27 protein-coding genes are annotated in these 25,791 nt (G+C 39.3%); 1 reads left to right on the forward strand and 26 read right to left on the reverse strand.

All coding sequences use genetic code 11. From position 1 onward, the window contains the following. Nucleotides 1-172 precede the first annotated feature (172 nt). Genes ABH966_RS03725 through ABH966_RS03745 form a run of 5 tightly spaced genes read right to left on the reverse strand, consistent with a single transcriptional unit; the run spans nucleotide 173 to nucleotide 4,073 of the window. Nucleotides 173-1,351: a CCA tRNA nucleotidyltransferase gene (locus ABH966_RS03725; protein ID WP_370075863.1), complete on the reverse strand. Its 1,179-nt coding sequence runs from the start codon at nucleotides 1,349-1,351 to the stop codon at nucleotides 173-175. Continuing rightward, complete coding sequence (gene bshA / locus ABH966_RS03730; protein WP_370075865.1) at nucleotides 1,338-2,483, reverse strand: N-acetyl-alpha-D-glucosaminyl L-malate synthase BshA; 1,146 nt, start codon at nucleotides 2,481-2,483, stop codon at nucleotides 1,338-1,340. Before bshA ends, ABH966_RS03725 begins: the two co-directional genes overlap by 14 nt. 33 nt (nucleotides 2,484-2,516) lie before the next feature. Next, nucleotides 2,517-2,921, reverse strand: a complete 405-nt coding sequence (gene mgsA, locus ABH966_RS03735; protein WP_370075867.1) for a methylglyoxal synthase — start codon at nucleotides 2,919-2,921, stop codon at nucleotides 2,517-2,519. A gap of 19 nt (nucleotides 2,922-2,940) precedes the next feature. Then, complete coding sequence (gene dapB / locus ABH966_RS03740; protein ID WP_370075869.1) at nucleotides 2,941-3,738, reverse strand: 4-hydroxy-tetrahydrodipicolinate reductase; 798 nt, start codon at nucleotides 3,736-3,738, stop codon at nucleotides 2,941-2,943. Continuing rightward, nucleotides 3,738-4,073, reverse strand: coding sequence for a nucleotide pyrophosphohydrolase (locus ABH966_RS03745; RefSeq protein ID WP_370075871.1), 336 nt, complete (start codon nucleotides 4,071-4,073; stop codon nucleotides 3,738-3,740). The genes dapB and ABH966_RS03745 overlap by 1 nt, the downstream gene beginning before the upstream one ends. 115 nt (nucleotides 4,074-4,188) lie before the next feature. On the opposite strand from ABH966_RS03745, the gene ABH966_RS03750 reads away from it, so the two are divergent. Beyond that, nucleotides 4,189-5,058 (forward strand): YitT family protein, encoded by an 870-nt coding sequence (locus ABH966_RS03750; RefSeq protein WP_370075873.1) that lies wholly within the window; start codon nucleotides 4,189-4,191, stop codon nucleotides 5,056-5,058. Nucleotides 5,059-5,176: 118 nt separating this feature from the next. Here ABH966_RS03750 and ABH966_RS03755 read toward each other — a convergent pair whose 3' ends face one another. From ABH966_RS03755 to hepT, 21 genes are all read right to left on the reverse strand, one after another. Further along, nucleotides 5,177-5,851, reverse strand: coding sequence for a zinc metallopeptidase (locus tag ABH966_RS03755; RefSeq protein WP_053593597.1), 675 nt, complete (start codon nucleotides 5,849-5,851; stop codon nucleotides 5,177-5,179). Between the two features lie 60 nt (nucleotides 5,852-5,911). Further along, nucleotides 5,912-6,508: a lipoprotein heptaprenylglyceryl N-acetyltransferase LhaT gene (gene lhaT, locus ABH966_RS03760; RefSeq protein WP_370075877.1), complete on the reverse strand. Its 597-nt coding sequence runs from the start codon at nucleotides 6,506-6,508 to the stop codon at nucleotides 5,912-5,914. A gap of 479 nt (nucleotides 6,509-6,987) precedes the next feature. Further along, nucleotides 6,988-7,782, reverse strand: coding sequence for a menaquinol-cytochrome c reductase cytochrome b/c subunit (locus ABH966_RS03765; protein WP_370075879.1), 795 nt, complete (start codon nucleotides 7,780-7,782; stop codon nucleotides 6,988-6,990). Nucleotides 7,783-7,824: 42 nt separating this feature from the next. Continuing rightward, the gene (qcrB, locus tag ABH966_RS03770; RefSeq protein WP_053482547.1) at nucleotides 7,825-8,499 is read right to left on the reverse strand and encodes a menaquinol-cytochrome c reductase cytochrome b subunit; all 675 of its coding nucleotides are present in this window, start codon (nucleotides 8,497-8,499) and stop codon (nucleotides 7,825-7,827) included. A 14-nt stretch (nucleotides 8,500-8,513) separates the two neighbouring features. Beyond that, the gene (locus tag ABH966_RS03775; RefSeq protein ID WP_142508359.1) at nucleotides 8,514-9,020 is read right to left on the reverse strand and encodes a Rieske (2Fe-2S) protein; all 507 of its coding nucleotides are present in this window, start codon (nucleotides 9,018-9,020) and stop codon (nucleotides 8,514-8,516) included. 154 nt (nucleotides 9,021-9,174) lie between these two features. After that, complete coding sequence (locus ABH966_RS03780; RefSeq protein ID WP_370075881.1) at nucleotides 9,175-9,624, reverse strand: DUF2487 family protein; 450 nt, start codon at nucleotides 9,622-9,624, stop codon at nucleotides 9,175-9,177. Between the two features lie 243 nt (nucleotides 9,625-9,867). Then, nucleotides 9,868-10,425 carry a ReoY family proteolytic degradation factor gene (locus ABH966_RS03785; protein ID WP_370075883.1) on the reverse strand — a complete coding sequence of 186 codons (558 nt, stop codon included), beginning with the start codon at nucleotides 10,423-10,425 and terminating at the stop codon, nucleotides 9,868-9,870. 14 nt (nucleotides 10,426-10,439) lie between these two features. Next, on the reverse strand, nucleotides 10,440-11,708 hold the full coding sequence (locus ABH966_RS03790; protein ID WP_370075885.1) for a tetratricopeptide repeat protein: 1,269 nt from the start codon (nucleotides 11,706-11,708) through the stop codon (nucleotides 10,440-10,442). 95 nt (nucleotides 11,709-11,803) lie between these two features. Further along, on the reverse strand, nucleotides 11,804-13,090 hold the full coding sequence (gene aroA, locus ABH966_RS03795) for a 3-phosphoshikimate 1-carboxyvinyltransferase (RefSeq protein WP_370075887.1): 1,287 nt from the start codon (nucleotides 13,088-13,090) through the stop codon (nucleotides 11,804-11,806). A gap of 78 nt (nucleotides 13,091-13,168) precedes the next feature. Then, entirely contained in the window at nucleotides 13,169-14,266 is a 1,098-nt protein-coding gene (locus ABH966_RS03800) for a prephenate dehydrogenase (RefSeq protein ID WP_370075889.1), read from the reverse strand. Next, nucleotides 14,263-15,363 (reverse strand): histidinol-phosphate transaminase, encoded by a 1,101-nt coding sequence (gene hisC, locus ABH966_RS03805; RefSeq protein ID WP_370075891.1) that lies wholly within the window; start codon nucleotides 15,361-15,363, stop codon nucleotides 14,263-14,265. Before hisC ends, ABH966_RS03800 begins: the two co-directional genes overlap by 4 nt. Nucleotides 15,364-15,381: 18 nt before the next feature. Further along, nucleotides 15,382-15,750 carry a chorismate mutase gene (gene aroH / locus ABH966_RS03810; RefSeq protein WP_370075893.1) on the reverse strand — a complete coding sequence of 123 codons (369 nt, stop codon included), beginning with the start codon at nucleotides 15,748-15,750 and terminating at the stop codon, nucleotides 15,382-15,384. After that, nucleotides 15,747-16,838, reverse strand: a complete 1,092-nt coding sequence (gene aroB, locus ABH966_RS03815) for a 3-dehydroquinate synthase (protein ID WP_370075895.1) — start codon at nucleotides 16,836-16,838, stop codon at nucleotides 15,747-15,749. Before aroB ends, aroH begins: the two co-directional genes overlap by 4 nt. A 1-nt stretch (nucleotide 16,839) precedes the next feature. Continuing rightward, a complete protein-coding gene (gene aroC / locus ABH966_RS03820; RefSeq protein ID WP_370075897.1) occupies nucleotides 16,840-18,021 on the reverse strand; it encodes a chorismate synthase in 1,182 nt (393 codons plus the stop codon). Nucleotides 18,022-18,468: 447 nt separating this feature from the next. After that, complete coding sequence (locus ABH966_RS03825; RefSeq protein ID WP_370075899.1) at nucleotides 18,469-19,239, reverse strand: CheR family methyltransferase; 771 nt, start codon at nucleotides 19,237-19,239, stop codon at nucleotides 18,469-18,471. A gap of 84 nt (nucleotides 19,240-19,323) precedes the next feature. Next, a complete protein-coding gene (locus tag ABH966_RS03830; RefSeq protein ID WP_427445869.1) occupies nucleotides 19,324-19,563 on the reverse strand; it encodes a hypothetical protein in 240 nt (79 codons plus the stop codon). A gap of 305 nt (nucleotides 19,564-19,868) precedes the next feature. Further along, nucleotides 19,869-21,494 carry a long-chain fatty acid--CoA ligase gene (locus tag ABH966_RS03835; protein WP_370075903.1) on the reverse strand — a complete coding sequence of 542 codons (1,626 nt, stop codon included), beginning with the start codon at nucleotides 21,492-21,494 and terminating at the stop codon, nucleotides 19,869-19,871. A gap of 223 nt (nucleotides 21,495-21,717) precedes the next feature. Next, nucleotides 21,718-22,479 carry a 3-hydroxyacyl-CoA dehydrogenase gene (locus ABH966_RS03840; protein ID WP_370075905.1) on the reverse strand — a complete coding sequence of 254 codons (762 nt, stop codon included), beginning with the start codon at nucleotides 22,477-22,479 and terminating at the stop codon, nucleotides 21,718-21,720. Between the two features lie 15 nt (nucleotides 22,480-22,494). Then, entirely contained in the window at nucleotides 22,495-23,643 is a 1,149-nt protein-coding gene (locus tag ABH966_RS03845) for a thiolase family protein (protein WP_370075907.1), read from the reverse strand. Between the two features lie 662 nt (nucleotides 23,644-24,305). After that, nucleotides 24,306-24,722, reverse strand: coding sequence for a nucleoside-diphosphate kinase (gene ndk, locus ABH966_RS03850; protein WP_053482577.1), 417 nt, complete (start codon nucleotides 24,720-24,722; stop codon nucleotides 24,306-24,308). Nucleotides 24,723-24,808: 86 nt separating this feature from the next. Further along, on the reverse strand, nucleotides 24,809-25,783 hold the full coding sequence (gene hepT, locus ABH966_RS03855; RefSeq protein ID WP_370075909.1) for a heptaprenyl diphosphate synthase component II: 975 nt from the start codon (nucleotides 25,781-25,783) through the stop codon (nucleotides 24,809-24,811). Between the last annotated feature and the right edge of the window lie 8 nt (nucleotides 25,784-25,791).

Here is a 25,791-nt window from a genome sequence, read left to right on the forward strand (position 1 = left end):
AGGAGCTGCCCAGCCTCCACTACAATCGACTTATACTCATGGTAAGCATTTTAACAAATGCAACTTTTGGTGATAAGCTAAAAATATGATAGCACCAAAAATGGAGCCAAATTAATAAGGAGCCGTCTCATTCATTTTTTGAGACGGCTCCTCTTTTAAAAATCGATGTTGATTATTCTTTTTTGAAATAATCGTGTTCTATCCAATTCTTTATCTGTTGTCGGTCATTTTGAAGTTCGCCATTCACAACTGCTTCAAGCATTGCCTGCAACGCTTCTTTTACCCATGGTCCACCTTTTTTTCCGGACCATTTTAACAAATCTGTACCTTTTACAATAAGCTCCTGTTTATGTCTAATAGGAAGCTTTGTCTGTATTTCAAGTATACTTTGTTGTGGCATTTGAACATCAAGCTGTCTCAACTCCGCAAAATAACAAGCTGCCTCCAGTTCCTGTTGAGCATATACAAAGTAATCCATTTTCGTCCAGCCATTTTTTAAAGCTTTTAAAGCTTCTAAAACAGCTTTTACAAATGCCATCTCCTTATTCGATAAACGATAGTCACCCAGCACTTCTCGCCAATGATCACCCTGTAAAGCCGCAAAATATGCCCAGCCTAATAGCTTGTCCTGCGTGTTAAATTCAGACCAGTCATCAGTTTGAAAAGTACCATTCAAATAATTCACTAGGCTACTTTCCTCAAGCTTTTTTATACCGTTAAAAACATCTTTCCCTACCCATAGTTTATCGAGCTCCGCCTTTATACGCTCTTTCGCAATCCAAGAAATATTATCGGCCTTGTCCTGCATTGCTTTCATGGTTTCTGATTCAATTAAAAAACCGAGCTGAGCTGAAAAACGTACGGCCCGTAGCATTCGTAATGCATCTTCCGAAAAACGTTTCTGTGCATCACCAACAGCTCGAATTACACCAGCCTCAATATCTTGGCGTCCTCCGTAAAAATCAACAAAAGAACCATCACGACGCATCGCAATGGCATTCATCGTAAAGTCTCTGCGCTGTAAATCTTCTTTTAACGAACGTACAAATTGCACTTCCTCGGGTCTACGGTGATCCGTATATTCACCATCTGTACGATATGTCGTTACCTCCACCGATCCAGCTGGGTCGATAACAAGTACCGTCCCATGCTGAATCCCTATATCAACCGTGCGATTAAAGACAAACTTTACTTCGTCTGGCATCGCATTTGTCGCAACATCTACATCGTGGGCAGTACGACCGAGTATAGCATCTCGTACCGCACCACCAACGATCACTGCTTCAAAGCCTGCGTTTTCTAGTTGTTCAATAACTGAATAGGCTGCTTGCCATTCTTTATTGTTTTGCATGATTTCTTTCAGCAACCTTTTCATACAAATTTTCATATTGTTCTACAATTTTAGATGAATGGAATTTTTCATCAACAGCACGGATAGCTGCTTCTCGGAAATGTTGTAATTTCTCTTCATCCTTCAATAGGTTCACTGCATACTCTGCCACTGCGTCCGTATCACCTAATTCTACTATATAGCCATCTACACCATGCTCAATGACTTCTGGAATACCGCCTACAGCTGATCCAATACAAGGTACACCACAAGCCATTGCTTCAAGTAAGACTAACCCGAATGATTCCTGCTGTGATAGTAATAATTTAAGGTCACTGATCGCATATAATTCAGCCAAATTTTCTTGTTTGCCTAAAAATAGAACGTCCTCCATATAAGAACTTTCCTTTACTTGATCCATTACACGATGCTTTTCTGGGCCATCTCCTACTAGCAACAGCTTTGCCTTCATGTTGGCACGAATCTTCATAAAAGCGTCTATAATATGGGGAAGATTCTTAATTTTACGGAAGTTAGATACGTGAATAATCACTTTTTCATCCTCTTGAATTCCAAATTGTTCCTTCAGGGTTCCTGAATTGCGCGGGAAGTATTCACGTTCATCAACAAAGTTGTAAATCGTATTAATTGGCTTTACTGTATCAATAAGCTCATAGGTTTGTTGCTTTAAGGCCTCTGACACTGTCGTAACAATATCAGATTTGTTAATGCCATACTTAATTGCCTGTGAAAGGGTGGAATCCTGCCCAAGCACTGAAATATCTGTACCATGTAGCGTTGTGACAATCCCTATGTCACGACCACTCATTTCACGTGCTAAGACAGCACAGACCGCATGTGGTATTGCATAATGCACATGAAGCACATCTAGTTCTTCATCCTTAATCACGTCCGCCATTTTACTCGCTAATGCTATATCATATGGCGAATATTGAAATACTGAATAATTATTAACTTCTACTTCATGGAAAAAGACGGTTGGATAAATTTTATTCAATCGAAATGGTACGCTTGAGGTGATGAAATGAATCTCGTGTCCTCTCTCTGCAAGCATTTTTCCTAATTCTGTTGCAATAACACCAGAGCCTCCAACAGTTGGATAACAGGTAATGCCAATTTTTAGCTTTTTCATTCGATTATCATCCTTTCTAAATCACGTCTTTTTTTAATTTCGTCTTTCTTGAATCAGTCTCCAATCCACAAAGCCTTCTTGTAGGCCTTTTAGTAATATTTCTGCAGTTCCCATATTTGTGGCCAGTGGCACTTGGTAAACATCACAAAGACGAATAAGTGCAGAAACATCTGGCTCATGTGGTTGTGCTGTTAAAGGATCACGGAAAAAAATGACCATGTCCATATCATTATTGGCAATCATTGCGCCAATTTGTTGATCGCCACCGAGTGGTCCAGAACGGAAACGTGTTACTTCTAAGCCTGTAGCTTCCATAACACGCTGTCCTGTTGTACCTGTAGCAAACAACGTATGCTCATTTAAAATATTTCGGTAAGCTATAGCAAACTGTACTAAATTATCTTTTTTACGATCATGTGCAATTAATGCGATTTTCATAATGCTTCCATCCCAATCTTTAGATGATGTTTTCTAAACCATATACAAGTTGATCCATTTTCATGACCTCTTCTACGCAGAATGCTACACCAGACATAAAAGAATTACGGTTTAACGAATCATGACGAATTGTTAATAGCTGCCCATCTCCGCCAAATAACACTTGCTGGTGTGCCACTAAACCTGGTAAACGAACAGAGTGAATACGCATACCATCAAATTCTCCACCTCTTGCACCCTCAATAGTTTCTTTTTCCTCTGGATGTCCTTGCATCTTTTGTGCTCGCACTCCTTGAATCAACTGTGCCGTTTTAACAGCTGTTCCTGATGGAGCATCCAGCTTTTGATCGTGGTGCATTTCAATAATTTCAACATCAGGTAAATATTTTGCCGCTTCCTTAGCAAATTTCATCATAAGGATTGCCCCTATAGCAAAGTTTGGAGCAATAATACAGCCTAGCTCTTTTTCTTTAGCCATTGCTGATAATTCCACTAGTTGTTCATCTGTAAAGCCTGTTGTACCAATTACAGGTCGTACATTTAAATTCAAGGCCTCTTTAGTATGTTTGTATACTGCATGCGGGCTTGTTAAATCTACTAATACGTCAGGTGCAGTCGCCTCTACAAGTTCAGACATATCTGTAAAGATTGGAGCCGTATAACTTGCCGGAAACATCTCCAAATCACCTAATGTTTTTCCAACTTCCTTATAATCTAGTACAGCTACTAATTCCATTTTGTCATGCTTCATGACCGTATGTACAGCCTCAGCTCCCATTTTTCCTCTAGGTCCTGCTATTGCTACACGAATTGACATCATTCTCCATCCTTTCTAGTCCAGCGATCTTTATCCCTTGTTTCAAATTTATGTATAACGCGTAAAAGTGCTTCATCTAATTTAATGCCCTGTGCATTTGCAAAGCACACTAAAACAAAGAAAAAGTCACCTAATTCTTCTTCAATACTGTTTGCTTCCTCTGTATTCTTTTTCTTCTTTTGCCCGTAAACGTCTTGCACTTCACGAGACAATTCACCAAGTTCCTCGGTTAGACGTGCCAGTAACTCGAATGGCGGGAAATAGCCTTCTTTAAATTGTCCTATATAATCATCTACACGCTGCTGTAAAGCTTGCATTGTCACTTGTTCAGTCATCTAAATCACACTCCTACTTACCATCGTATAAAATTTACACCATTGTTGTCAAAAACAATAAAATGTCAGATAATAGATAGCACTACTTCATTTGTTTGGAACTTCAGGAGGTCATATGCTAAAACAGATCAAAATCAGCAATATCATCGCAATAATGCTCGGAGCTGCGATTTTTAGCTTCGGCTTCGTCCACTTCAACATGCAAAATCAACTCGGTGAAGGTGGCCTAAGTGGGATTACACTCATACTTTATTTTACACTTGGCTGGGACCCTGCTTTAATGAATTTACTATTAAACATTCCTATGTTTATTATTGGGTATCGTTTACTTGGGAAAAAATCATTTATTTATACGCTTGTTGGAACTTTATCTGTTTCAGTTTTCCTTAAAGTTTTCCAAAAGTATCAATTTACTATTCATTTAGAGGACGATCTGTTACTTGTTGCTCTTTTTGCAGGGGTTTTTGTTGGACTAGGGCTCGGTATCGTCTTTCGCTTCGGTGGTACAACTGGCGGTGTAGATATTTTGGCTCGCCTTGGGCATAAATATTTTGGTTGGAGTATGGGTAAAACGATGTTCATCTTTGACGCAATTGTCATTATCCTATCATGGCTAACATTTTTAGATGCACGCTCTATGATGTATACCCTTGTTGCGGTATTTGTTGGTGCGCGCGTCATTGATTTTGTTCAAGAAGGAGCATATGCAGCACGTGGAGCACTTATTATATCTGAAAAATCTAGCGCCATTGCTGAGATGATCGCAATACGAATGGAACGCGGTATTACTATACTTGAAGGTCATGGCCATTTTACTAAGCAACAAAAAGAAGTTATTTATTGTGTCATCGGCCGCAATGAGGTTGTACGTTTAAAATCCATTGTTCATGAGGTGGATCCACACGCTTTCGTTTCTATAATAGAAGTACGTGATGTTGCAGGAGAAGGCTTCACGCTAGACGACCAAAAACAACCGCTCCATTAAAACGAACAATTTGCCTGCTCTTTCGAATAAAACATTCGTTGAGGTAGGCTTTTTTACATAGTAAAGTAACGGATTAAAAAACTTGCTATAGTGAATTACCACTACAACAAGTTTTTTATTAGTCGTCACTTCGCATATTTGTAAAGATTAATACTAAACGTAATAATTCTAATACAGCTACTGCTGCCGCGGCAACATATGTTAATGCTGCAGCACTTAACACTTTGCGTGCTGGGCGCTCTTCTTCATTTGTAATAATACCTAGAGAATTCATTTGCACTAACGCACGCTTGGATGCATCAAACTCTACTGGTAACGTTACTAATTGGAAAACCACGCCTGCTGCTAACAATACGATACCTAAAAGTAAAAATTTTGGATTCGTTGCAAAAATACCAATCATGACAAATATCCAAGACATATTTGATGAAATATTTGCAACTGGCACTAGCTTACTACGTAATGTCAGCATTGAATAAGCTTCTTTATGCTGGATGGCATGGCCAACCTCATGGGCAGCAACTGCAGCTCCAGCAATACTCGCCTCATAAAAGTTACTTTCCGATAAAGCAACTGTTTTTGTCGCCGGATTATAGTGATCAGACAACACACCTTGTGTTGGAACAACTCGTACATCATATAAGCCGTTTGCATCTAAAATCGCACGCGCTACCTCTGCACCTGTTTGTCCCTTCATTGTACGTTCTTTTGCAAACTTATTATACGTGCCCTTTACTTTCATCTGTGCGTAAAGCGGCAGTAGCATTATGATTGCAAAATAAACAATATACATACTTGTTGACAATTTTTTAACCCCTTTCTATCTCAATACTATAATTCTATAATCAATTACCTAATTCGGCAAATATTTGCGCCACCTAATTGAGAAGATGGCTAGAAAAATGCATGTAATGGATAACCAAAAAGTAAAATAACCAATATAACTTGTATAATCTGCTAAATCTCGGTACATCGGCATTTGGCCAAATACATAATCAATTACATCATTATGCAATGTCCATACGGCTGCCACGGCAATATGCCAATATGAAAAAACATATTTACCGAGATACAAAATTGCTTGAACAGCCATAGCAAAATGTGAGCCAACAAGCATCCAGCCTTGCCAGCCAATAGATCCCGTTTCAACCAACGTCCAAATATTCATCACATCGGCCCAGATTCCATATTTGACCAGCGTTATAAGTGCTAGCACTTCCATTAGCGGCCATTTTTTTTCCATAATCCATGCTAACAATACAAAGCAAAAGAATAGGCTGGCTGTCGGGCTGTCCGGCACAAAAATATAAAAGATGGGCTTCGTGATGGCAAGCTGCCCTCCATACCAATAATAACCGTAAATAGTTCCTAATAGATTGATAATAAGTAATAGTATTAAAAATGATTTATGTGTAAGGAGAAACCAGACGTTTGCACGTGTAATTTGCATAATTAAAACTCCTTTATCTTCTGTCTTTACTAAGATGCCTTTTTTATTTGTTATTATGTATAAATTAATCTTTAATTAGCCACATACTATCGATAATGAATATTGGCAGTATTTTTGTTGTCCAAAACCTTAACGTGGGGTTGATTTCCTTTCCGACTAGGCGCTTTCCCGGGGGCGTTCAGTCGGAAAGGAAATCAACTTATGTACATAGCTTACATTTTAACCAATGTCATGCCTATCTTTTGTTGATGAGCTTTTTCTAACACTTCAAAATAGACCACATCAAATGTTTGGATAGCACAGGGTTAGTTCTACATAAATTCCGGGGACTGGCCTGCCACTTTCGAATATCTAAAATGTATCCTCATAAATATTATAGAACTAAAATACATTCTGGGGAACTTTTTTGAAGTTGTAACAGTCACATTATTATACTAGAAGAAAAAAAGAGCCAGTTTCCTGACTCTTTTAAACTATACTTATTTATCTTCTTTTAAGCTCGCAACAAATTCAGCTATTTGCTTCGCTTCTTCATCTGTACCCTTGAATACACCAGGTGGCATTTTGCCTCGACCGTTATGGATAATATCTTCAATTTCGTCAGCTGTTAGTGTGTTACCAAGTAATGTTGGAGCAGCTGGGCCACCTTTTAAGTCAGCCGCATGACAGCCGATACAAGATTGAGCTGCGTCACTTGTTTCACCAGTCCAAATTTTATAACCTGGTAGTGATTCATCAATAGTAACTTGAACTTCTGTTTCAATTGCGCCCATTGCTTTTTGAGCTTCCCAGTCATGGTTAGCAACTGCTTCCCATGTTAAGTAAAACATAGATGCCAGAGTCAATAACATAAACGCTGTTGGTAACGGACGTTTAGATGGACGACGTTCTGGACTTTTATCTAAAAATGGCATTAATAATAGCGCTCCAAATGCAAGACCTGGAATTACAACTGTTCCAATAACATTATATGGACCTGAAGCATATGTGTATTTTAATAATTGATATAAGAATAAGAAGTACCAGTCCGGTAATGGAATGTACGCTCTTGTCGGATCAGCTGGTCCTTCAAGTGGTGATGGATGTGCAACTGTTAATATTAAATAAGCAATTAAAAATACAGCACCAACCATCCATTCTTTTAGTAAGAAGTTCGGCCAGAAAGCTTCCGTCTTACCTGGATATTCGGAATAATCCTTTGGAACGTTCGGCATTCTGTGATTCGCTTTAATACGAGAATCACCAACAAATTTCATTCCTTTTCCGCGATGCATTATGTCCCCTCCTTTAAAAAATCATCGAACCGTCAAGAACTATTACAACGGCCCTGAAATTCCTTGACGACGAATCATGATAAAGTGTGCTGCAAGTAATGCAAACAATACTGCAGGTAAGAAGAATACATGAATCGCAAAGAATCGTGTTAACGTTTGAGCACCAAGAATAGTTGAGTCACCCGCTAATAAGATTTTAATCCATTCACCGATAAACGGTACAGATGCAGCAATTTGGATACCTACTTTTGTAGCGAATAATGCTTTCATATCCCAAGGCAATAAGTATCCTGTAAAACCAAGACCCATCATAACACCAAAAATACCTACACCAACCATCCAGTTTAATTCACGAGGTTTCTTATAAGAACCTGTAAAGAATACACGAAGTGTATGTAAGAACATCATAACGATTACTAATGAAGCTCCCCAGTGGTGCATACCGCGTACGATTTCACCAAATGCTACTTCGTTTTGTAAATAATAAACTGATTTCCAAGCATTCACTACGTCTGGTACATAGTACATTGTTAAGAACATACCTGATAGAATTTGAATTACTGTGATGAAGAAAGTTAATCCACCGAAACAGTAAACGAATGCTGAAAAATGATGTGCAGGGTTCACGTGCTCTGGCACTTCGTGGTCGGCAATATCACGCCAAATAGGTGTAATATCTAAGCGTTCATCGACCCAATCATAAATTTTATTTAGCACTGTTTTGTACCCCCTTACTTAACTAGAGTATTTGGATGAATTGGCCCAAGCGATAAATAACCATCATCTTCTTTAACTTCATATTCATCCAATGGACCTAATGGTGGTGTTCCTGCTACGTTATTACCATTCTTCTCATAGCGTCCACCATGACAAGCACAGAAGAATTGATCTGGGTGTGTTGAATCTGTTCCCCAGTCAACCATACATCCTAAATGCTTACAAACAGGAGATAATGCAACGATTTGATCGCCTTGTTTGAAAACCCATGCTACGTTTGTTACGTCTGATTTGTACCATGCATCAACTTGTTCAAATGTTAAGTCAACTTTAACAGGTTTGTCAGTAATATCAGCGATTTTATGCTCTGTTTTTACAAAGTTCCCACCAGCATGACTTTGTAGCACTGGGTCTATTGCAAAACGAAGCATTGGCATCAGCATACCTGCCGCCATAAAGCCACCTACACCAGTTAGTGTATAGCTTAGGAATTGACGACGTGAAACTCGATTATTACTCATTTTTTTCCCCCCTCTAACTTAAAGGTCAGTCCAACGGACATTCATTTACAAATAGTAATACTAGGACATATCTATGATATATCAACTCCATAGCTTGGTCAATATAGCATTCTGTGGAAAGCTGGAGAATGTGAACAATTATTGAAACTAATTGTTAAATCTGTGTCCATTTGGTCGAAAAGATCGGAATCACTTGTCGCAATTGATCTTCGAGAATGGAGCTTTTCACGCCTTTATCCATACTTTCTAACGGAATCGCTGGTAGCCAAATAACATTTACTTCATCTCCAATATTTGTCCAAAAATGGTCACAAGTAATGAAGAACACATGCTTAAAACCAGCATTATGTAATTGTGCCTCTAATTGCTTCGGCATATCTTCGTTTTTTAATGTTGCACTATACGTAAACGGTGGCATCAATAATAAACGACCTTTAAACTGTTGTTCGACAAAAGATGTAAGCGATAACAAAAAATCCACTTCTGTACCACTCTGTTTCATTTTTTCAGGAGTTAAATCGACGGTTACGAGTGGAACAATTGCTGTATCGATAAATTCCTTCTGTGCCATAAACAATGTCACATCACTTGCATTAAAATACATCTCACAAACCTCCTCTTGTTGCATAAATCAATTTCGCCTTGGCGTAATTGCGTCCGGATTTTGGGCACAATCCCGCCGGGGCTTTATCTTCATGCAGCAGGGTTTGGTACCCCCACTGCATGAAGATAAAAAAATGCCCTTCTCCACTCTTCAATAGGATAGCCAATAAAAAGTGAAAACAATCATTCACTTGTTATGTTATCATATTGAGGTAGATAAAGGACATTCCATTTTTACTTATAACTAACGTAAATTAGCCGTTTCCTTTAAAGCTTGTAACAAATTAGACAATTCATAAAAGCGATCTTCATCTCCCTGATCGAGGGCTTCATCAATTTGCGCGAGTAATTTTTCTTCTTGGAATACGAGTAAGCTGTTGGAAAGCAGCTCTTCAGCCAGTAAGCGATCTTTTTCACTAACAATCAGTGCTTCTGGCATATAAGGGTTTTCTTCAAGAACTGCTAAGTATTGTGCACTTGGTGGTACATTTGGAAAATTCAATTGTATATACATATCTTCATGCTCATGTAAACGTAAATCATGGAAGGATTTCTCAGCATCTGCTGTCATTACATTGCCTTTGTAAAAACGAAACGGCACTCCTGTTGAATCGACCGTTGACATTACCATTGCTCTAGGGCAATAGTGAGCTTCTTCAACAAATCGAATTCGTTTTAATAACTCATCGTTACTTAATAAGTAATTCAAAATCCATACACACTCACGACGTTTCAATTGATAATTTTTTAAAAACCATCTAACAAATGCTTTTTTATCGACAACTGATACAGAAGCAGTCATACCCACTCCCTCCTTTACTCAAATTCTAAGGTTTCTAACTTCTCTTGCCACTCCAGTTCACCCGGCTGAATAGTTATTAATTGACCGAGCACTTCTTTAGCTTCTGAGCGTTTTCCTTCCTCTAACAAGAAATAAACATACTTTTCTAAAAATACTGCGTCTTCCTTAAAATCATTATATGCCAAACGGTAAAATTCGTATGCACGGTCGTACAATTCTAAATTTTCATATGCAACCGCAGCAAATGGGTATAAGGTGCTCCATTCAAAATCATTTTTTTGCAACGTTTCAAATAATTCTATTACATCCTCATGACGCTCTTGCTGTGCCAACACGGAGATTAATGTTAATACTGCCTCCATGTATTCAGGATCTAAGGCAATGGCTTCACGTAGATGCTGCTCACCCTCAGCTGGCAAACCAGTTTTTAAAGCCATTTTACCGGCGAATAAAAATAAGGACTTATCGTATTCGTCACGCTTTAATCCTTCCAGAATGGCAGCGTATGCTTTTTTATTGTCCTCCGTCATGGCATAGCTTTCAGCAAGCAATAAATAGGCAGAAAAATAATCAGGGTCTAATTCTTTTAATTCCTCTAATTGTTTAATGGCCATTTCATATTTTTGTGATTGAAAGGCTGAATACGCTGCACCAAATAAAACATCTGGCTTTACTTCAGCTTCCAGAGCTTTTAAATAGTAATCTAAGGCCGTTTCATAGGCAGCTCCTGCACGATACACCTCAGCAAGTCGTTCTGTAAGACTTACCCCAGCAAATTCAACTTGTTGTTCATACAATTCTTCATATAGTCTCGCAGCCTCTAAGAAGCGACCCGTTTCAAATAAAAGCTCCGCTTTAGCAAATTGTAGTAATGGCTCATCAGGTAATATAGATAGTGCCTCATTGATGCGCATTTCTGCTACTTCAAACAATCCTTGCATTTGATAATAATCCGCTAATACTAATAATGCTTGAGGATATTCTGGAGCTGTCTCCTCTACTTCTAATAAAAAATCTAACGCTTCATCTTCATCGCCAAGTTCCATTAAGACGTTTGCACGATCAATTTTCAACTGTGCTTCTTCTGGGAATAAAAATTGTAAATGCTCCAGTACACGGTCAGCTTCCTTCATATATCCATACTGCATAAAAACTTCAGCTAGCGCATAAATGTCCTCAGGTAGCTCTTTCGTTAAAAATGTTTCAAGTAGCTGTTCAATTAATGCTAAGTCCCCTTGTTCAAGTGCTTGCATCATTTCAGTCATCGCATTGTTCACAGTCATTCACCTATTCTTTCATTAATACCTTTATGCTACAAAACATTTTCTCTCGAAACAAGAAAAAACTCCCCAAAAGACTTGGAGAGTCAAGCATAGATTTATATTACTTCCTCTATATGCTCGAAAAACGATGGATAAGAAACCGCAATACATTCTGCGTCATCTAAAGTTACAGCCCCATCTGTTATTAGTGCTGCAACAGCACCCATCATCCCTATACGATGATCACCATAGGTTTTAAGGCTAGCACCACGTAATGGAGTTGGTCCTTCAATAATCATGCCATCCTCAGTAGCTTCAATATTAGCACCTAGTTTTTTCAATTCATCCACAACAGCCGTTATCCGGTCTGTTTCCTTCACTTTTAACTCCTCGGCATCCTTAATAATAGTTTTACCGTTTGCCTGCGTTGCTAATAAAGCAAGGATCGGGATTTCATCGATAAGACGAGGAATAATATCTCCCTCAATGGTAGTGCCTTTTAATGTTGACGTTTCAATTGTAACTGTTGCTGTCGGCTCTGACTGGCTATCTTCATCCGGTATAAGTGTTATAGATGCTCCCATATTATGAAGCACTTTGATAATACCATCTCGTGTTGGATTAATTCCGACATTTTCTAGCGTTATTTTACTATCCTCACAGATGGCCCCTGCTACTAAGAAAAAGGCCGCAGATGAAATATCACCTGGCACAGACACATGTGTCCCTGTTAAAGTTTGTCCTCCTTTTAACGAAATAACACCATCCACCTCATCAACCTGTGCACCAAATTGACGTAGCATTCTCTCAGTATGATCTCGAGATACTTCAATTTCTCGCACAATTGTAGTACCTTCAGCGCGTAAACCAGCAAGTAAAACAGCAGACTTCACCTGCGCACTTGCAACAGGCATGTGGTAATCAATAGCTTGTAATGCTGTACCTTGAATGGCTAATGGCGTATATTGTCCATCTGCCCTTCCAGTAATGTGTGCGCCCATTTGACGTAACGGATCAATAACACGGCGCATCGGTCGCTTTCCAATGGACGCATCCCCTGTCATTACTGAATGTACAGTAGATCCAGCTAAAATACCTAGCATTAAGCGTGTCGTTGTACCAGAATTTCCTGTGTATAGTACCTCTGTAGGCTCTTGCCACCCCTCTATACCTGGGCTGTCGATGGATACATTTGTTCCTTCTACGTCAATTTTCACACCGAGCTTACGGAAGCAATCAATTGTACTTAAACAATCCTCACCTAATAAAAAGCCGTCAACTGTTGTTTTTCCCGTTGCAATAGCTCCAAACATAACGGAACGGTGAGAGATAGATTTATCGCCAGGAATCGTTAAAGTTCCTTGTAAGGAAGGTTTATCATATTGTAATACTTTTTCACTCATCGTTTTCTTCCCTCCAATATGAAGATAGAAAGCGCCGTAATTTCGACGCTTTCTTTTAAATAGGCATTTCCTAGGATCCTATGAAATATATGTTTCATAATTAGCGCGCTTTTGTATACACGCTGCTGCACGTTCACGGTCACTTTCACTTTGTAAGCTAATAACAAGAATCCCGAAAACGTCTTCTCTTGACTCTACGATACGTAAATTTGTAATACTAATCGCTTCGTCTGCAAGTAAGCCTGTCACCTCAGAAATAACCCCCGGATAGTCAGGAACATCAACATATAAGTCAAATGATGTGAACATTGCTCCTGCACTAATCGGTAATTCATCTCTTAGCTCTTTAGCAACTGCAAAGTATGTTTCTATGTCATCCGAGCTACCATTGAAAAGCAGCTCCTTTACACGACTCATTTCCTTTTCCCAGCCTTCTAGCTGCGCAATAAGCTCTTCTCGATTTTGTAATGTAATATCTCGCCATAAAATCGGATTGGACGAGGCAATACGCGTTACATCACGGAAGCCACCTGCAGCAAGTGAACGTGTCATTGGATATTCCCCGTTTTCTCCGCCCAATTGATGCACAAGAGAAGCAGCTACGACATGCGGAAAATGACTAACTACAGCTGTCATATGATCATGCTCACGAGCAGATACACTAACAACTTTTGCATGTGTAAATTTTAATAAACTTTCAAGCTGTGCCATATTGACAATTTCTTCACCGGCGAGCGGTGTTAGCATATAATACGCATTTTCAAAAAGGTGAGCCTTAGCAGCTAAAACACCGCTTTTATGTGAGCCTGCCATTGGATGTCCTCCAATAAAGGTAATGCCTAACTCACGTAGTTCCCCAGCCTTTTGCATAATTTTCTTTTTTGTACTTCCTGTATCTGTTACGATTACTTTATTTTTTAACGGCCATGTTTTTAATTGTTCCATCCATTCAAGCGTTGCGTTGACGGGAGTTCCAAAAATGATTACATCCACGTCGGCCACCACTTCTTTTGGATCTGTCACAATATCATGAACAATATTTAATGTTTTCGCATGGTCACGAGTTTTCGCATCCATATCATAGCCAATAATTTTTGTTTCTGGTGCCTTTTGCAATGCCAAGGCAATCGAGCCTCCAATTAGGCCTAGCCCAATAACGAGCACATTGCGTATCATGCAAAAACTCCTAGCTCTTTTAGGACGTTTTCAAGGTGACCTAACAACGCTGTATTTTGAGCTTCTGTTCCGATTGTCACGCGGACAAACCCAGGTAATCCTAACGCATTTCCACTACGGATTATAAAGCCTCGTTTCATTAGCTCATTGAAGACAACATCACTATCAGCATTCGTATTAAAGAAAATAAAGTTCGTATCAGAAGGGAAGTATTTCAAATTATGTTTCTCACAAAATTCAATATATTGTTTTTTACCTTTTTCATTTGCTTCACGGCAAGCATTTATATATTCTTGATCACTTAAAGCGATTGTCGCAACTGCTTGACTTAAAATTGTATTATTAAATGGCGCTCTTACTGGATCAAGCTTTGCAATTACTTCTGGTTGCCCAATTGCATAACCAACTCGGAAAGAAGCAAGACCATATGCTTTGGAGAATGTACGCATTAATAGTACATTGGGAAACTCGTCTATTAAAGGTAGAGTATCTTTGTGACCAGGATGCGTTACGTATTCGATATATGCTTCATCTAATACTACTAGTACATCACTTGGAACTTTAGCTAAAAATGCACGCAATTCAACATCAGGTATCACCACACCTGTTGGGTTATTTGGGCTACAAACCCAAATGATCGATGTATTACCATCAATTGCTGCTGCCATTGCATCAAGATCATGTGCACCTTCGATACAAGGAACTTTGCGTACCTCTGCGCCTTCTATTTCAGCATTGTGCCAGTATTGGGAGAAGGATGGGTCTGCCATCACTGTGTTTACACCTGGATACAACAATGCACGCGTAATAATTGCAATGATATCGTCGGAGCCGTTACCAAAAAGAAGCTGTGTTTCTTTGACACCTAGATGATTTGCAACAGCTGTACGTAAATTTTGCGCATAGCCGTCTGGATAGATCGCATGATTTACTGAATTATTTTGTAAATAAGCAGTTACCTTAGGTGAGCACCCAAATGGGTTTTCATTAGATGCTAATTTTACGACTTCTTGTAAGCCATATTCACGTTGTACTTCTTCAATTGGTTTACCAGGCTTATATGCTTGCATACCGTCCAATTGTTGTTTCCATTTCATCTCAAACATCTCCTCTTTTTATTTAGCTTGGGCTAAATCTGGTCTTAATTTCACTGCATCATTGAGATACAAGTGTTTTACATCCTTTTGTGCTACTTCCACATTTGCATGGATTAACACACGAATACAAAGTGGCAATGCGTTTGGCACGTCCATTTCATGCGTACACATGACAGGTACATATTGCCACCCGTCCATTAACCGTACAGCACGTGCTGGAAATGCTGACGTAATATCAGGTGTTGTGGATATTAGTATAGAAGCAATATCATCTATTTCCACATTATTGGCTGCTACTACTTCACGCACTAATCTTGCTGTCTCTTCCCATACAAGCTCTGGCTTGTCAGATTCAATTGTAATTGCTCCTCTAAGTCCACGAATCATACAAGCACCTCCGCTAATAGCTGTCGGAATTCGGCATCTACTTCTCTGCACTCCGCTAAATCAATTGGTTGCATGAATGGTTTACCAATTTTATCCAGTAGCACGAATTGTAAAATACCATACTCCGCTTTTTTATCTTTCATTAAATACTCTGTTAACTGTTCAAAGGAATATTCTTTTACAGCTTCAAATGGATAACCATTCTTCACTGCAAACTGCAAAAATGCTGTAGTGAAGGTACGATCTAATTCACCGTATCGTTCACTTAATAATAAACAATATACGAGTCCAATCATGACAGCCTCGCCATGCGCTACTTTTCCATAACCAGCGGCCGCTTCAATGGCATGCCCATAAGTATGACCTAAGTTTAAAAATTTCCGAACGGATTGCTCGGTTTCGTCTTCTGCTACGATTTGGGCCTTCACTTCAATACCTTTTCTTAGCTGCTTCGCTAATTCTTCAGTGGTGAAATGAATAACTGTCTCTGCAGCCATTAATTCCTCTAACCACGATGCATTAGAAATCATCGCGTGCTTGATCACTTCTGCTGTTCCTGAACGTACCTCGCGCTCAGGTAAGCTTTCGATAAAAACAGTATCGTAAATAACTCCCTCAGGTTGATAAAACGCACCAATCATATTCTTACCTAGAGGATGGTTAATAGCTGTTTTACCGCCTACAGCTGAGTCATGTGCCAAAATCGTAGTTGGGATTTGAATAAACGGCACCCCACGCATATAAGTGGCTGCAACAAAACCTGTTAAATCACCTACAGCTCCCCCACCAAATGCAAAAATAAATGATTTACGCGAGCATTTTTGTTCAAGTAAAAATGTTTGCGCTGCATTGTATTGTTCAAATGTTTTACATGCCTCACCACCTGGTAAGATAAAAACCTCAAAATGATAAGGGAAATGAGCCTTGAAATAATCTCCTTGCGCTGCCCACACATTAGCATCCGTAAAAACAATGAGCTTATCCGCTTTTTGAAGCTTATCATCAAATGCTTTTACTGCTTCTGCTAAAAATTTATGACCAAGGACAACTTCATATTGATGGGATTTCGTCGCTACTGGTACTCGCATATTAGAACCCCTTTGTATAACGACGGTGTTCGTCGATTTGAGCTTTTAGTTGAGGTAATTGATCGCTATGGAATTGTTCCAATATTGCATTCGCTATTTCCCAGGCAATAACGTGCTCAGCAACAACTGACGCAGCTGGTACTGCACAGCTATCCGAGCGCTCTACACTTGCTTTAAATGGTTCTTTCGTTTCAATATCAACACTTTGCAACGGTTTATATAATGTAGGAATTGGTTTCATTACACCACGTACGACAATTGGCATTCCAGTAGACATTCCACCTTCTAAACCACCAAGTCGATTTGTTGCACGTGTGTAGCCTTCTTCCTCTGACCAAATGATTTCATCATGTACTTCAGAGCCTTTACGGCGTGCCATTTCAAAGCCAATTCCAAATTCAACACCTTTAAATGCATTGATAGATAACATGGCAGCTGCTAATTTTGCATCTAGCTTACGGTCATAATGAACATATGACCCAACACCAGCTGGCATTCCTTCAACAATGACTTCTACTACACCACCAATTGAGTCACCAGCTTTTTTCGCTTCATCAATTGCCTCCACCATTTTTGCCGAAGCACCTGGGTCAACGCAATAGCAAGGATCTGCTTCAACAATGGCACGAATTTCATCTGCAGATTTTCCTTCGATTACGGAAGTGTCTGCCTTAATACCAACGATTTCTGTTACATGTGCCACTATAGAAATGCCTAATTCATTTAATAGCGCTTTGGCAACCGAACCTACTGCTACACGAACAGTTGTCTCACGCGCAGAGGAACGCTCTAACACATTACGTAAATCACGGTGTCCGTATTTCATGCCTCCTACTAAATCTGCATGCCCTGGACGAGGGCGTGAAATTTGACGTTTGATATCGTCAGGATTCACATCTTCTGCTAACGGTTCTGCTCCCATAATTTTTGTCCAGTGCTTCCAGTCATCATTTGTGACTACGAGCGCTACGGGAGAACCAAGTGTTTGTCCGTGACGAACACCAGCGACTATTTCCACTGTATCCGTTTCGATTTGCATACGGCGGCCGCGTCCATGCCCTCCTTGACGACGTTTTAAATCATGGTTAATTTTTTCTGCTGTAATTGGTAAGAGCGACGGTAGGCCCTCAATAATTGTTGTTAATTGGGGTCCATGTGACTCTCCCGCTGTTAAGTAACGCATAAACACTTTCTCCCTTCAACTCGCTAAAGTATGTATTTTTCACTATAACATATATTCTCTAAAAAAACAGTCCTTTTGCAAATGTCTTTTAAGACTCGTTTTAATTATTCGTAAATTCCGAATTGTCCAAGTAACTCCTGTCGCTTTCGAAGTTACTTTAGGCATATCGTTAAATTAGAATATTCTGAACGATTCGCCCGAAAAAAATTTCTGCATATCCACTAATTGTTAGTCTTCAACAATCAGTTATCCCCTACCTAAGCTTTCATTAAAGTCTGAGGTTGGAGCCTTACTGCCCGAGATTCGAGATACGAGATAGCTAATAAAAAATACGCTTTTTGCTTACATCAAGCGAAAAGCGTACGATTCATCTATGTCTAAAGCTTTGAAAATATGTACATGACATTCATATTATCTATTGTACAAATGCTTTTCTCATATTATTAACTATTTTCGTTTATAGAAGAACGTATCCTCGACTTCAAACTCATAACGAGATGGATTAAAGATTTGCTCTGTTGATCCAACAAATAAAACCCCATCTTTACGCAATGCTTTACTAAAATTAGTATAAATCTGATCTTTCGCTTCTTCCGTAAAATAAATCATCACATTGCGGCAAACAATTAAATCATGATTAGAATCGTAATGATCATTAAGTAAATTATGCTTCTTAAACGTCACACAACGTTTAATCTCATCCTTGACCCTATAAAAGGAACCTTCTTGCTCAAAATACTTGGCTTTAATATCACTCGGCACTTCTGCTAATGATCGCTCTGGATAAACACCTAATTTCGCCTTTTGAATGACATTCTCATCTAGATCAGTAGCAATGATTTGAATTTGAGATAATGGCAGTAATTGAGATAATACCATGACTAAAGAATAGGGTTCTTCACCCGTTGAACAAGCAGCACTCCAAATTTTTAAACGCTTATTAGATTGCAGTAATTTCGGAAATATTTTCTTCTGCAACACTTCCCAGCGCTTCCCATTGCGATAAAATTCGGAAACATTAATCGTCATACGATCTAAAAACTCATTCATTAAATTACGATCTTGTTCAAGTGCCTTTAGAAAGTCCACAAAATTACGATATCCCTTTTTCTCATACAGAGATGTTAATCGTCTTTTCATTTGCGCTTCTTTATATAGCGCTAAATCTATTCCTGTTTTGCGCTTTATACCTTCTATAAATTGTTCATAATCAGACATGCGGTCTTCTTCCCCTCTAGCGTCGTATTTCCATTATAGCGGAAAAGTGCCATTCCTGAAATAGTCTTTCACATGTAATCCAAGTTACTTGGTTGAGTTTTGTTTTTCCTCTAATAATAACACTTTGGATTGCTCTAATTCTAGACGTAATTTCTCTGTTTCCATCGTATACGTTTCTAATCTCAGCTTCTCTAGCTCCAATTCCTTTTCGATAGACTTTAATTTAATCTTTTGCTTTCTTGTGTTTGCATCAGTAAGTATCCCTACTAGTGCGATTAATACGCCTCCGAGAATTGCAACCATTGGAATTGACAATACGTCCACTTCCTTTCATTAATAATGATTATACGGCAAAATGGAAAAAATAGTTTCATTTTTCTTTTCATTCTTTCATTAATTTAGCAAAAATATTCATTTTGATATTTGTTACGACGTAGCCATTTAGTAAATTGCATCACGTCGTCCTATGATAACTCCTTCGAGACAAAACTTCCTTTTGGCCAATACTACTACGTCCAGTCGGAACGGAAATCAATCTCACGTTATTGTATTGATCCAGTATTGTATTGATCCAGCCTTTCACAAAAAAATGAAGGTAGTTTGACACCACCTTCAAAATGTTTAGTCCTTTAAACTTCTACTCGATAACCCTTTAAATCTTCGCGCAATTTTACCTTCATGAATTTTCCTACAGAAGTTTTCGGTATCTCATTTAAAAATACAATGTCATCAGGAATCCATGTTTTATGGAATTGCGATCGTAAATCTTCTAGTAGCTCTGATTTCGTAATAGAATCCTTACATTCAGGCTTTGCTACAACACACGCTAGAGGTCGTTCAAGCCATTTTTCGTGGGGAATGGCTATAACAGCAGCCTCAAACACTTTAGGATGCGACATTAAAGCATTTTCAAGGTCTACCGAGGAAATCCATTCTCCACCACTTTTTATTAAATCTTTTGTTCGATCTGAAATTTTAATATAACCATCTACTGTCACTACAGCAATATCACCAGTGTAGAGCCAGCCATCTTTAAAGGCTTCCGTTGTTCGTTCATCATTATAATACTCGGCAGCAATCCACGGGCCCCTAATTGTCAATTCGCCCATTGTTTTGCCATCCCAAGGGACTTCACCGTTTTCATTGACTACGCGTGTTTCAATGAGCGGCACTGTTATTCCCTGTGTAATACGAACGTCCATTTTTTCATCCATCGTATAATCTTGCATATGTGTTAAATACGACGATATGCTAACAAGCGGCGATGTTTCGGTCATACCGTAGCCCGTCATGTAAGGAATTTTAAGCTCCTCCTCAAAGCCACGAGTTAGACCGAGCGGAGATGCTGAACCACCACATATAATTAATCGTATCGAAGACAAATCACGAGGATTTTTGCGTTGCTCCTGTAATACCCCAAGCCAAATTGTCGGTACTCCTGCAGTCAACGTGACCTTATATGTTTCAATTAAATCAAGTAATAGTTGTGGTGTAAACATTGGCCCTGGTAGCACCTGGGTAGCACCAAATAATACACCAGCAAACGGAAATCCCCACGCATTCGCATGAAACATTGGTACGACAGGTAGTAAAACATCAGCCTCGCCTATCGCAATACTATCGGAGAGTCCTGCTGCCATCGTATGGAGGACAATACTTCGATGAGTATACACCACACCCTTTGGCATTCCTGTAGTGGCACTTGTGTAGCACATGCCAGCAGGTGTATTTTCATCTAAATCATCTGGGAATCTAAAATTCTCATTCGCTTCTTCGAGTAATGCCTCATAAGATAGAGCATTCGGTAATGGGATGTTTTCTAGCTCGACAGCATCTCCCATTACGATAAAATGCTTTACCGTTTTAAGCTGTGAGACAATCGGTGCAATAAGCGGAACTAAGTTATCATCAATTAGTAATATTTCATCTTCTGCATGATTAATAACGTAAGCAATATGCTCAGGTGCTAATCGAATATTAATCATATGCAAGACAGCTCCCGCGCATGGTACTGCAAAATATGCTTCTAAATGACGGTGGTGATTCCAAGCAAAGGTACCTACCTTCATACCTCGCTCCATTCCCAACTTTGTAAGAGCATCAGCTAGTTTACGAGTTCTTTTTACATATTCTTTATAGGTAAATTCGTGAATTGTTGTAGGGCTTGTCCGCGAATATATTTTTTTCGCATGAAAAAATCGTTCTGCTCGATCCAAAAAACTAGTTAATAATAAAGGTGTATCCATCATATGCATAATAACGCTCCCCTTTGTTCATAAAATTTTTGAATCGTCCAAGGCTTACTGCTACTACCAATAAGTACATACGAAACAAGCTAACTTATTCAGCTTTTTATCCGCAGACAAGCCCCTTTTCACTTCAGAGCTTCACGAAGGCGCAATCACAAAAAAGGTGATATTAGCCTTCACTCAATCTTTCTAGCTTATTTTGCAGGAGTCGAGCACCTTCAAGTTTCCCCTATTTTGGCTGCATACGAATCGCGCCGTCCAAGCGAATTACTTCACCATTTAATAAACCATTTTTGATAATACTTTCGACTAGTAGCGCGTATTCCGATGGCTTCCCAAGTCGTTTAGGGAACGGTGTCATTTGGGCAAGTGCTGTTCTTGCTGGTTCTGGTAACGATGCAAACATTGGTGTCTCTACTAATCCTGGAGCAATCGTCATAACACGTACCCCAATTTCTGCAAGCTCCCTGGCAATCGGCAAGGTCATCGCTGCCACACCACCTTTTGACGCGCTATATGCCGCTTGTCCTATTTGTCCATCAAATGCTGCCACAGATGCAGTATTAATAATAACGCCACGTTGACCATCCTCGTTTGGTTCATTATGTTGCATCTGCTCAGCTGCTAGGCGAATAACGTTGAAAGTACCAATTAAATTTACAGAAATCACTTTTTCGAATAAATCAAGGGCATGTACACCACGCTTTGAAAGTACTTTACTTGCATCAGCAATTCCAGCACAATTCACTGTGACATTAATGGACCCAAATCTCGCTACTGCTTGCTCAAGACCTGCCGCTACATCAGCTTCTTTTGTGACATTTACACGTGCATATTGGACATTCTCCCCTAACTCCTCTACTAGTGCATGTCCTCGCTCGTCATTAAGATCAAAAATTACTGCTTTGCCACCCTCTGCAACAATTTTACGAACAGTCGCCTCTCCTAAACCAGATGCTCCCCCTGTTACAACTGCTATTACTTCATTCATCAAACACAACCCCTTTTACATTTTCTCAATAATAGTGGCATTCGCCATTCCCATACCTTCACAAATTGCAAGTAAGCCATAACGTAAATTTTCTCGTTCCATTCTGTATAGCATCGTTGTTAACAGCTTTGTACCTGACGCTCCTAATGGATGCCCTAAGGCAATTGCTCCCCCGTCTGGATTTAGTTTATTTGGATCCGCTCCAATTTCATGTAACCAAACAAGTGGTACTGGCGCAAAAGCCTCATTCACTTCATACGTATCAATTTCCTCTATCGTAAGACCTGAACGTTCTAGTGCTTGTCTAGTTGCTTCAATTGGACCAGTTAGCATTAACGTCGGATCTGAGCCAACAACAACTCTTGTAACAATTTTAGCAAGCGGTTGGATGCCAAGCTCCTGTGCTTTTTCTAAAGACATTATAACTACCGCTGAGGCACCATCACTCATTTGACTTGCATTACCGGCTGTAATCACACCATCTTCCTGGAATACAGTTTTAAGCCCATTTAATTTATCAACTGTCGTTTCTGCCCGAGGTCCCTCATCAACAGAAAACGTTGTAACTGCGCCGTCTTCTTGCGTAACTTGGACAGGCAGTATTTCCTTTTTAAAATGGCCTGCCTCAATTGCAGCTAAAGCTCGTCTATGACTATTGTAAGCATAGTTATTTAGCTGTTCTTTTGATAAGTTCCATTTTTCCGCTATTTTCTCGGCTGATAACCCTTGATGTATAATCGTATAGTTTTCTTGTAATCGTTTACCTGCATAGGCACCCTTCATGTTAGAACCCATTGACACCCTCGTCATGCTTTCAACCCCACCAGCAATAACAATGTCCATATCCCCCGCTAAAATAGCCTGTGCTGCGAAATGTACAGCTTGCTGACTTGAGCCGCATTGACGATCGATTGTCACACCTGGGACACTTTCCGGAAAGCCTGCCATTAATAATGCTGTACGAGCTATATTTGCTCCCTGTTCAGCAGTTTGCGTTACACAGCCAAAAATTACATCCTCCACCTGACCCTTATTGATACCTGCTCGTTGCACTACTTCTTGCAGAACATCTGCCGCTAAGTCATCTGCTCGAACATTGCTTAATGCCCCTTTACTCCTGCCAACCGCTGTACGAACAGCTGATACAATCACTACTTCTCTCATAAAAAAATCCCCTTTGTACTGTCATCTCTCTCATTTCCTATCACCCAATGTATTTAGATGTTATGAAATATATTCTTGATAATAAGCTATATCAATTATGCCTCGGCATAATTGCGTCCGGAATCGGCTTAGTGCTTAGGCCTGCACGATGTCGGTCATTTCGGTAATGCCACAGGACGTGGCGTTTTTACCGATGCAGGTCAGTTAGCCGTTATCGCATGGATGCGATGATCTTAGGCTAACATCCTATGTGAACTCCTTTCCGATTCCGTGACATCCGCCGGAGGCTTTAACTTCTTTCAGCGGATGTTTTTTGTACCGAAAGCGTAGCGACAGCTACAGATGTTTGGACACCCGCTGAAAAGTGACTTAAAACCGCATTCATCTGACCGCCTATATAGGTGGTAGACTTCTGCTGAAAGAAGTTAAAAACCTTAATTATCAGAATATTATATCTATTATTTTACATGACTAAGAAGTATTTAACAATTCTATATGTATCTAGAAAATTCTATTCAACTGTTTTAGTAGATATACTTTTAATTCTTGGGTTCTACCTGTTACTTTAACAAAACTATCCTTCACTCCATTTAGAGCACAAAAAAAGCAATCTCAAATTAAATTGAGATTGCTTAATCTATTTGCAAATTAAACTTTGCTAATTAAACTAAATCTTCACCGAAGAATAAGCCGATTTCACGCTCAGCAGAAGCTAGTGAATCAGAACCGTGAATGATGTTGTGAGAAACAGTTGTTGCATAGTCACCACGGATTGTACCTGGGTTAGATTCTTCAGGTTTAGTTGCTCCCATCATTGTACGAGCAAGCTTAATTACGTTTTCGCCTTCCCATACCATAGCGAATACTGGACCAGAAGTGATGAAATCAACTAATTCACCAAAGAATGGACGCTCAGCATGCTCTGCATAGTGCTTTTCTGCTAATTCTGTAGGAATTACCATTAATTTAGCACCTTTCAATACAAAACCGCGACGTTCAAAACGATCTACGATATCTCCTACTACTTGTCGTTCTACGCCATCAGGCTTAACCATTAAAAAAGTTTGTTCGATTGCCATGTTTAAAACACTCCTTAAATTCGTATAACAGGTTTTACACCTACCGATAAATATTAACAAAAAATGAGCCTTTGTACAACAAAAAGCTAGAATTTACGCTTACCCATAAATAAAGCGACATCACGAAGTTTTTTCTTGACGGGATGTTTTGGTAATGCATCTATTTCCTGTAATGCCTTTTTCAAATATTTATCACTCATTTTATTAGCTTGCTCAATCGCGTCGGATTTACGCACATACCGTAGCATATTTTGACGTTCTGTTTCCGTCAATGTGCCTGCAAACACTTTTTCCAGATAAGGTTGCATTACGGGATCATCTTTTAACATTAGAATCGGTAGCGTAATATTACCTTGCAGTAAATCACTACCTGCTGGCTTCCCTAATTCTTTATCTGTTGCCATAATATCTAAAACATCATCGATAATTTGGAAGCTCATGCCCACAAAATAGCCAAATCGTTTCAAATGTCTCACCGTTTTAGGATCGACACCTGCTGCCACTGCACCAAGTTCACAACTAGAAGAAATCAGTAAGGCCGTTTTTCGTTTGATTCGTCTAAAATAATCTTTTAATCCTTGATCTAATCTAAATTTATCTTCGATTTGAATGACTTCACCGTTACAAATTTCAACCATTGTACGCGCTAAAATTTGATGAACTAATGGGTCTTCAAGCTTTGTAATATATTCAAGTGCACGCGCAAAAATAAAATCGCCCGTGTACATTGCAACTCTATTATTCCATTGTGATTTGACCGTCGGGCGTCCTCTTCGCATATTGGAATCATCAATTACATCATCGTGCACAAGTGATGCCATATGAATAAGCTCTACTGGTACGGCTACATCTTTCATCTTTTCGATATCATATTCGCCAAATTTTGCGCCAAGCAACACAAAAATTGGTCGTATCCGTTTGCCACCAGCTTGCAATAAATGGAGAGAAGCATCATTGATCAAACATGAAGAAGAGTTCACTGCTTTTTCTAATTCTTGTTCAATGATATCGATATCTGATTTCAAATCGGAATAGAGTAGTTTTAACTTCATCTTTTCCACGTGTGAAA

The sequence above is a fragment of the Lysinibacillus sp. RC46 genome (assembly GCF_041262385.1).
GTDB lineage: Bacteria > Bacillota > Bacilli > Bacillales_A > Planococcaceae > Lysinibacillus.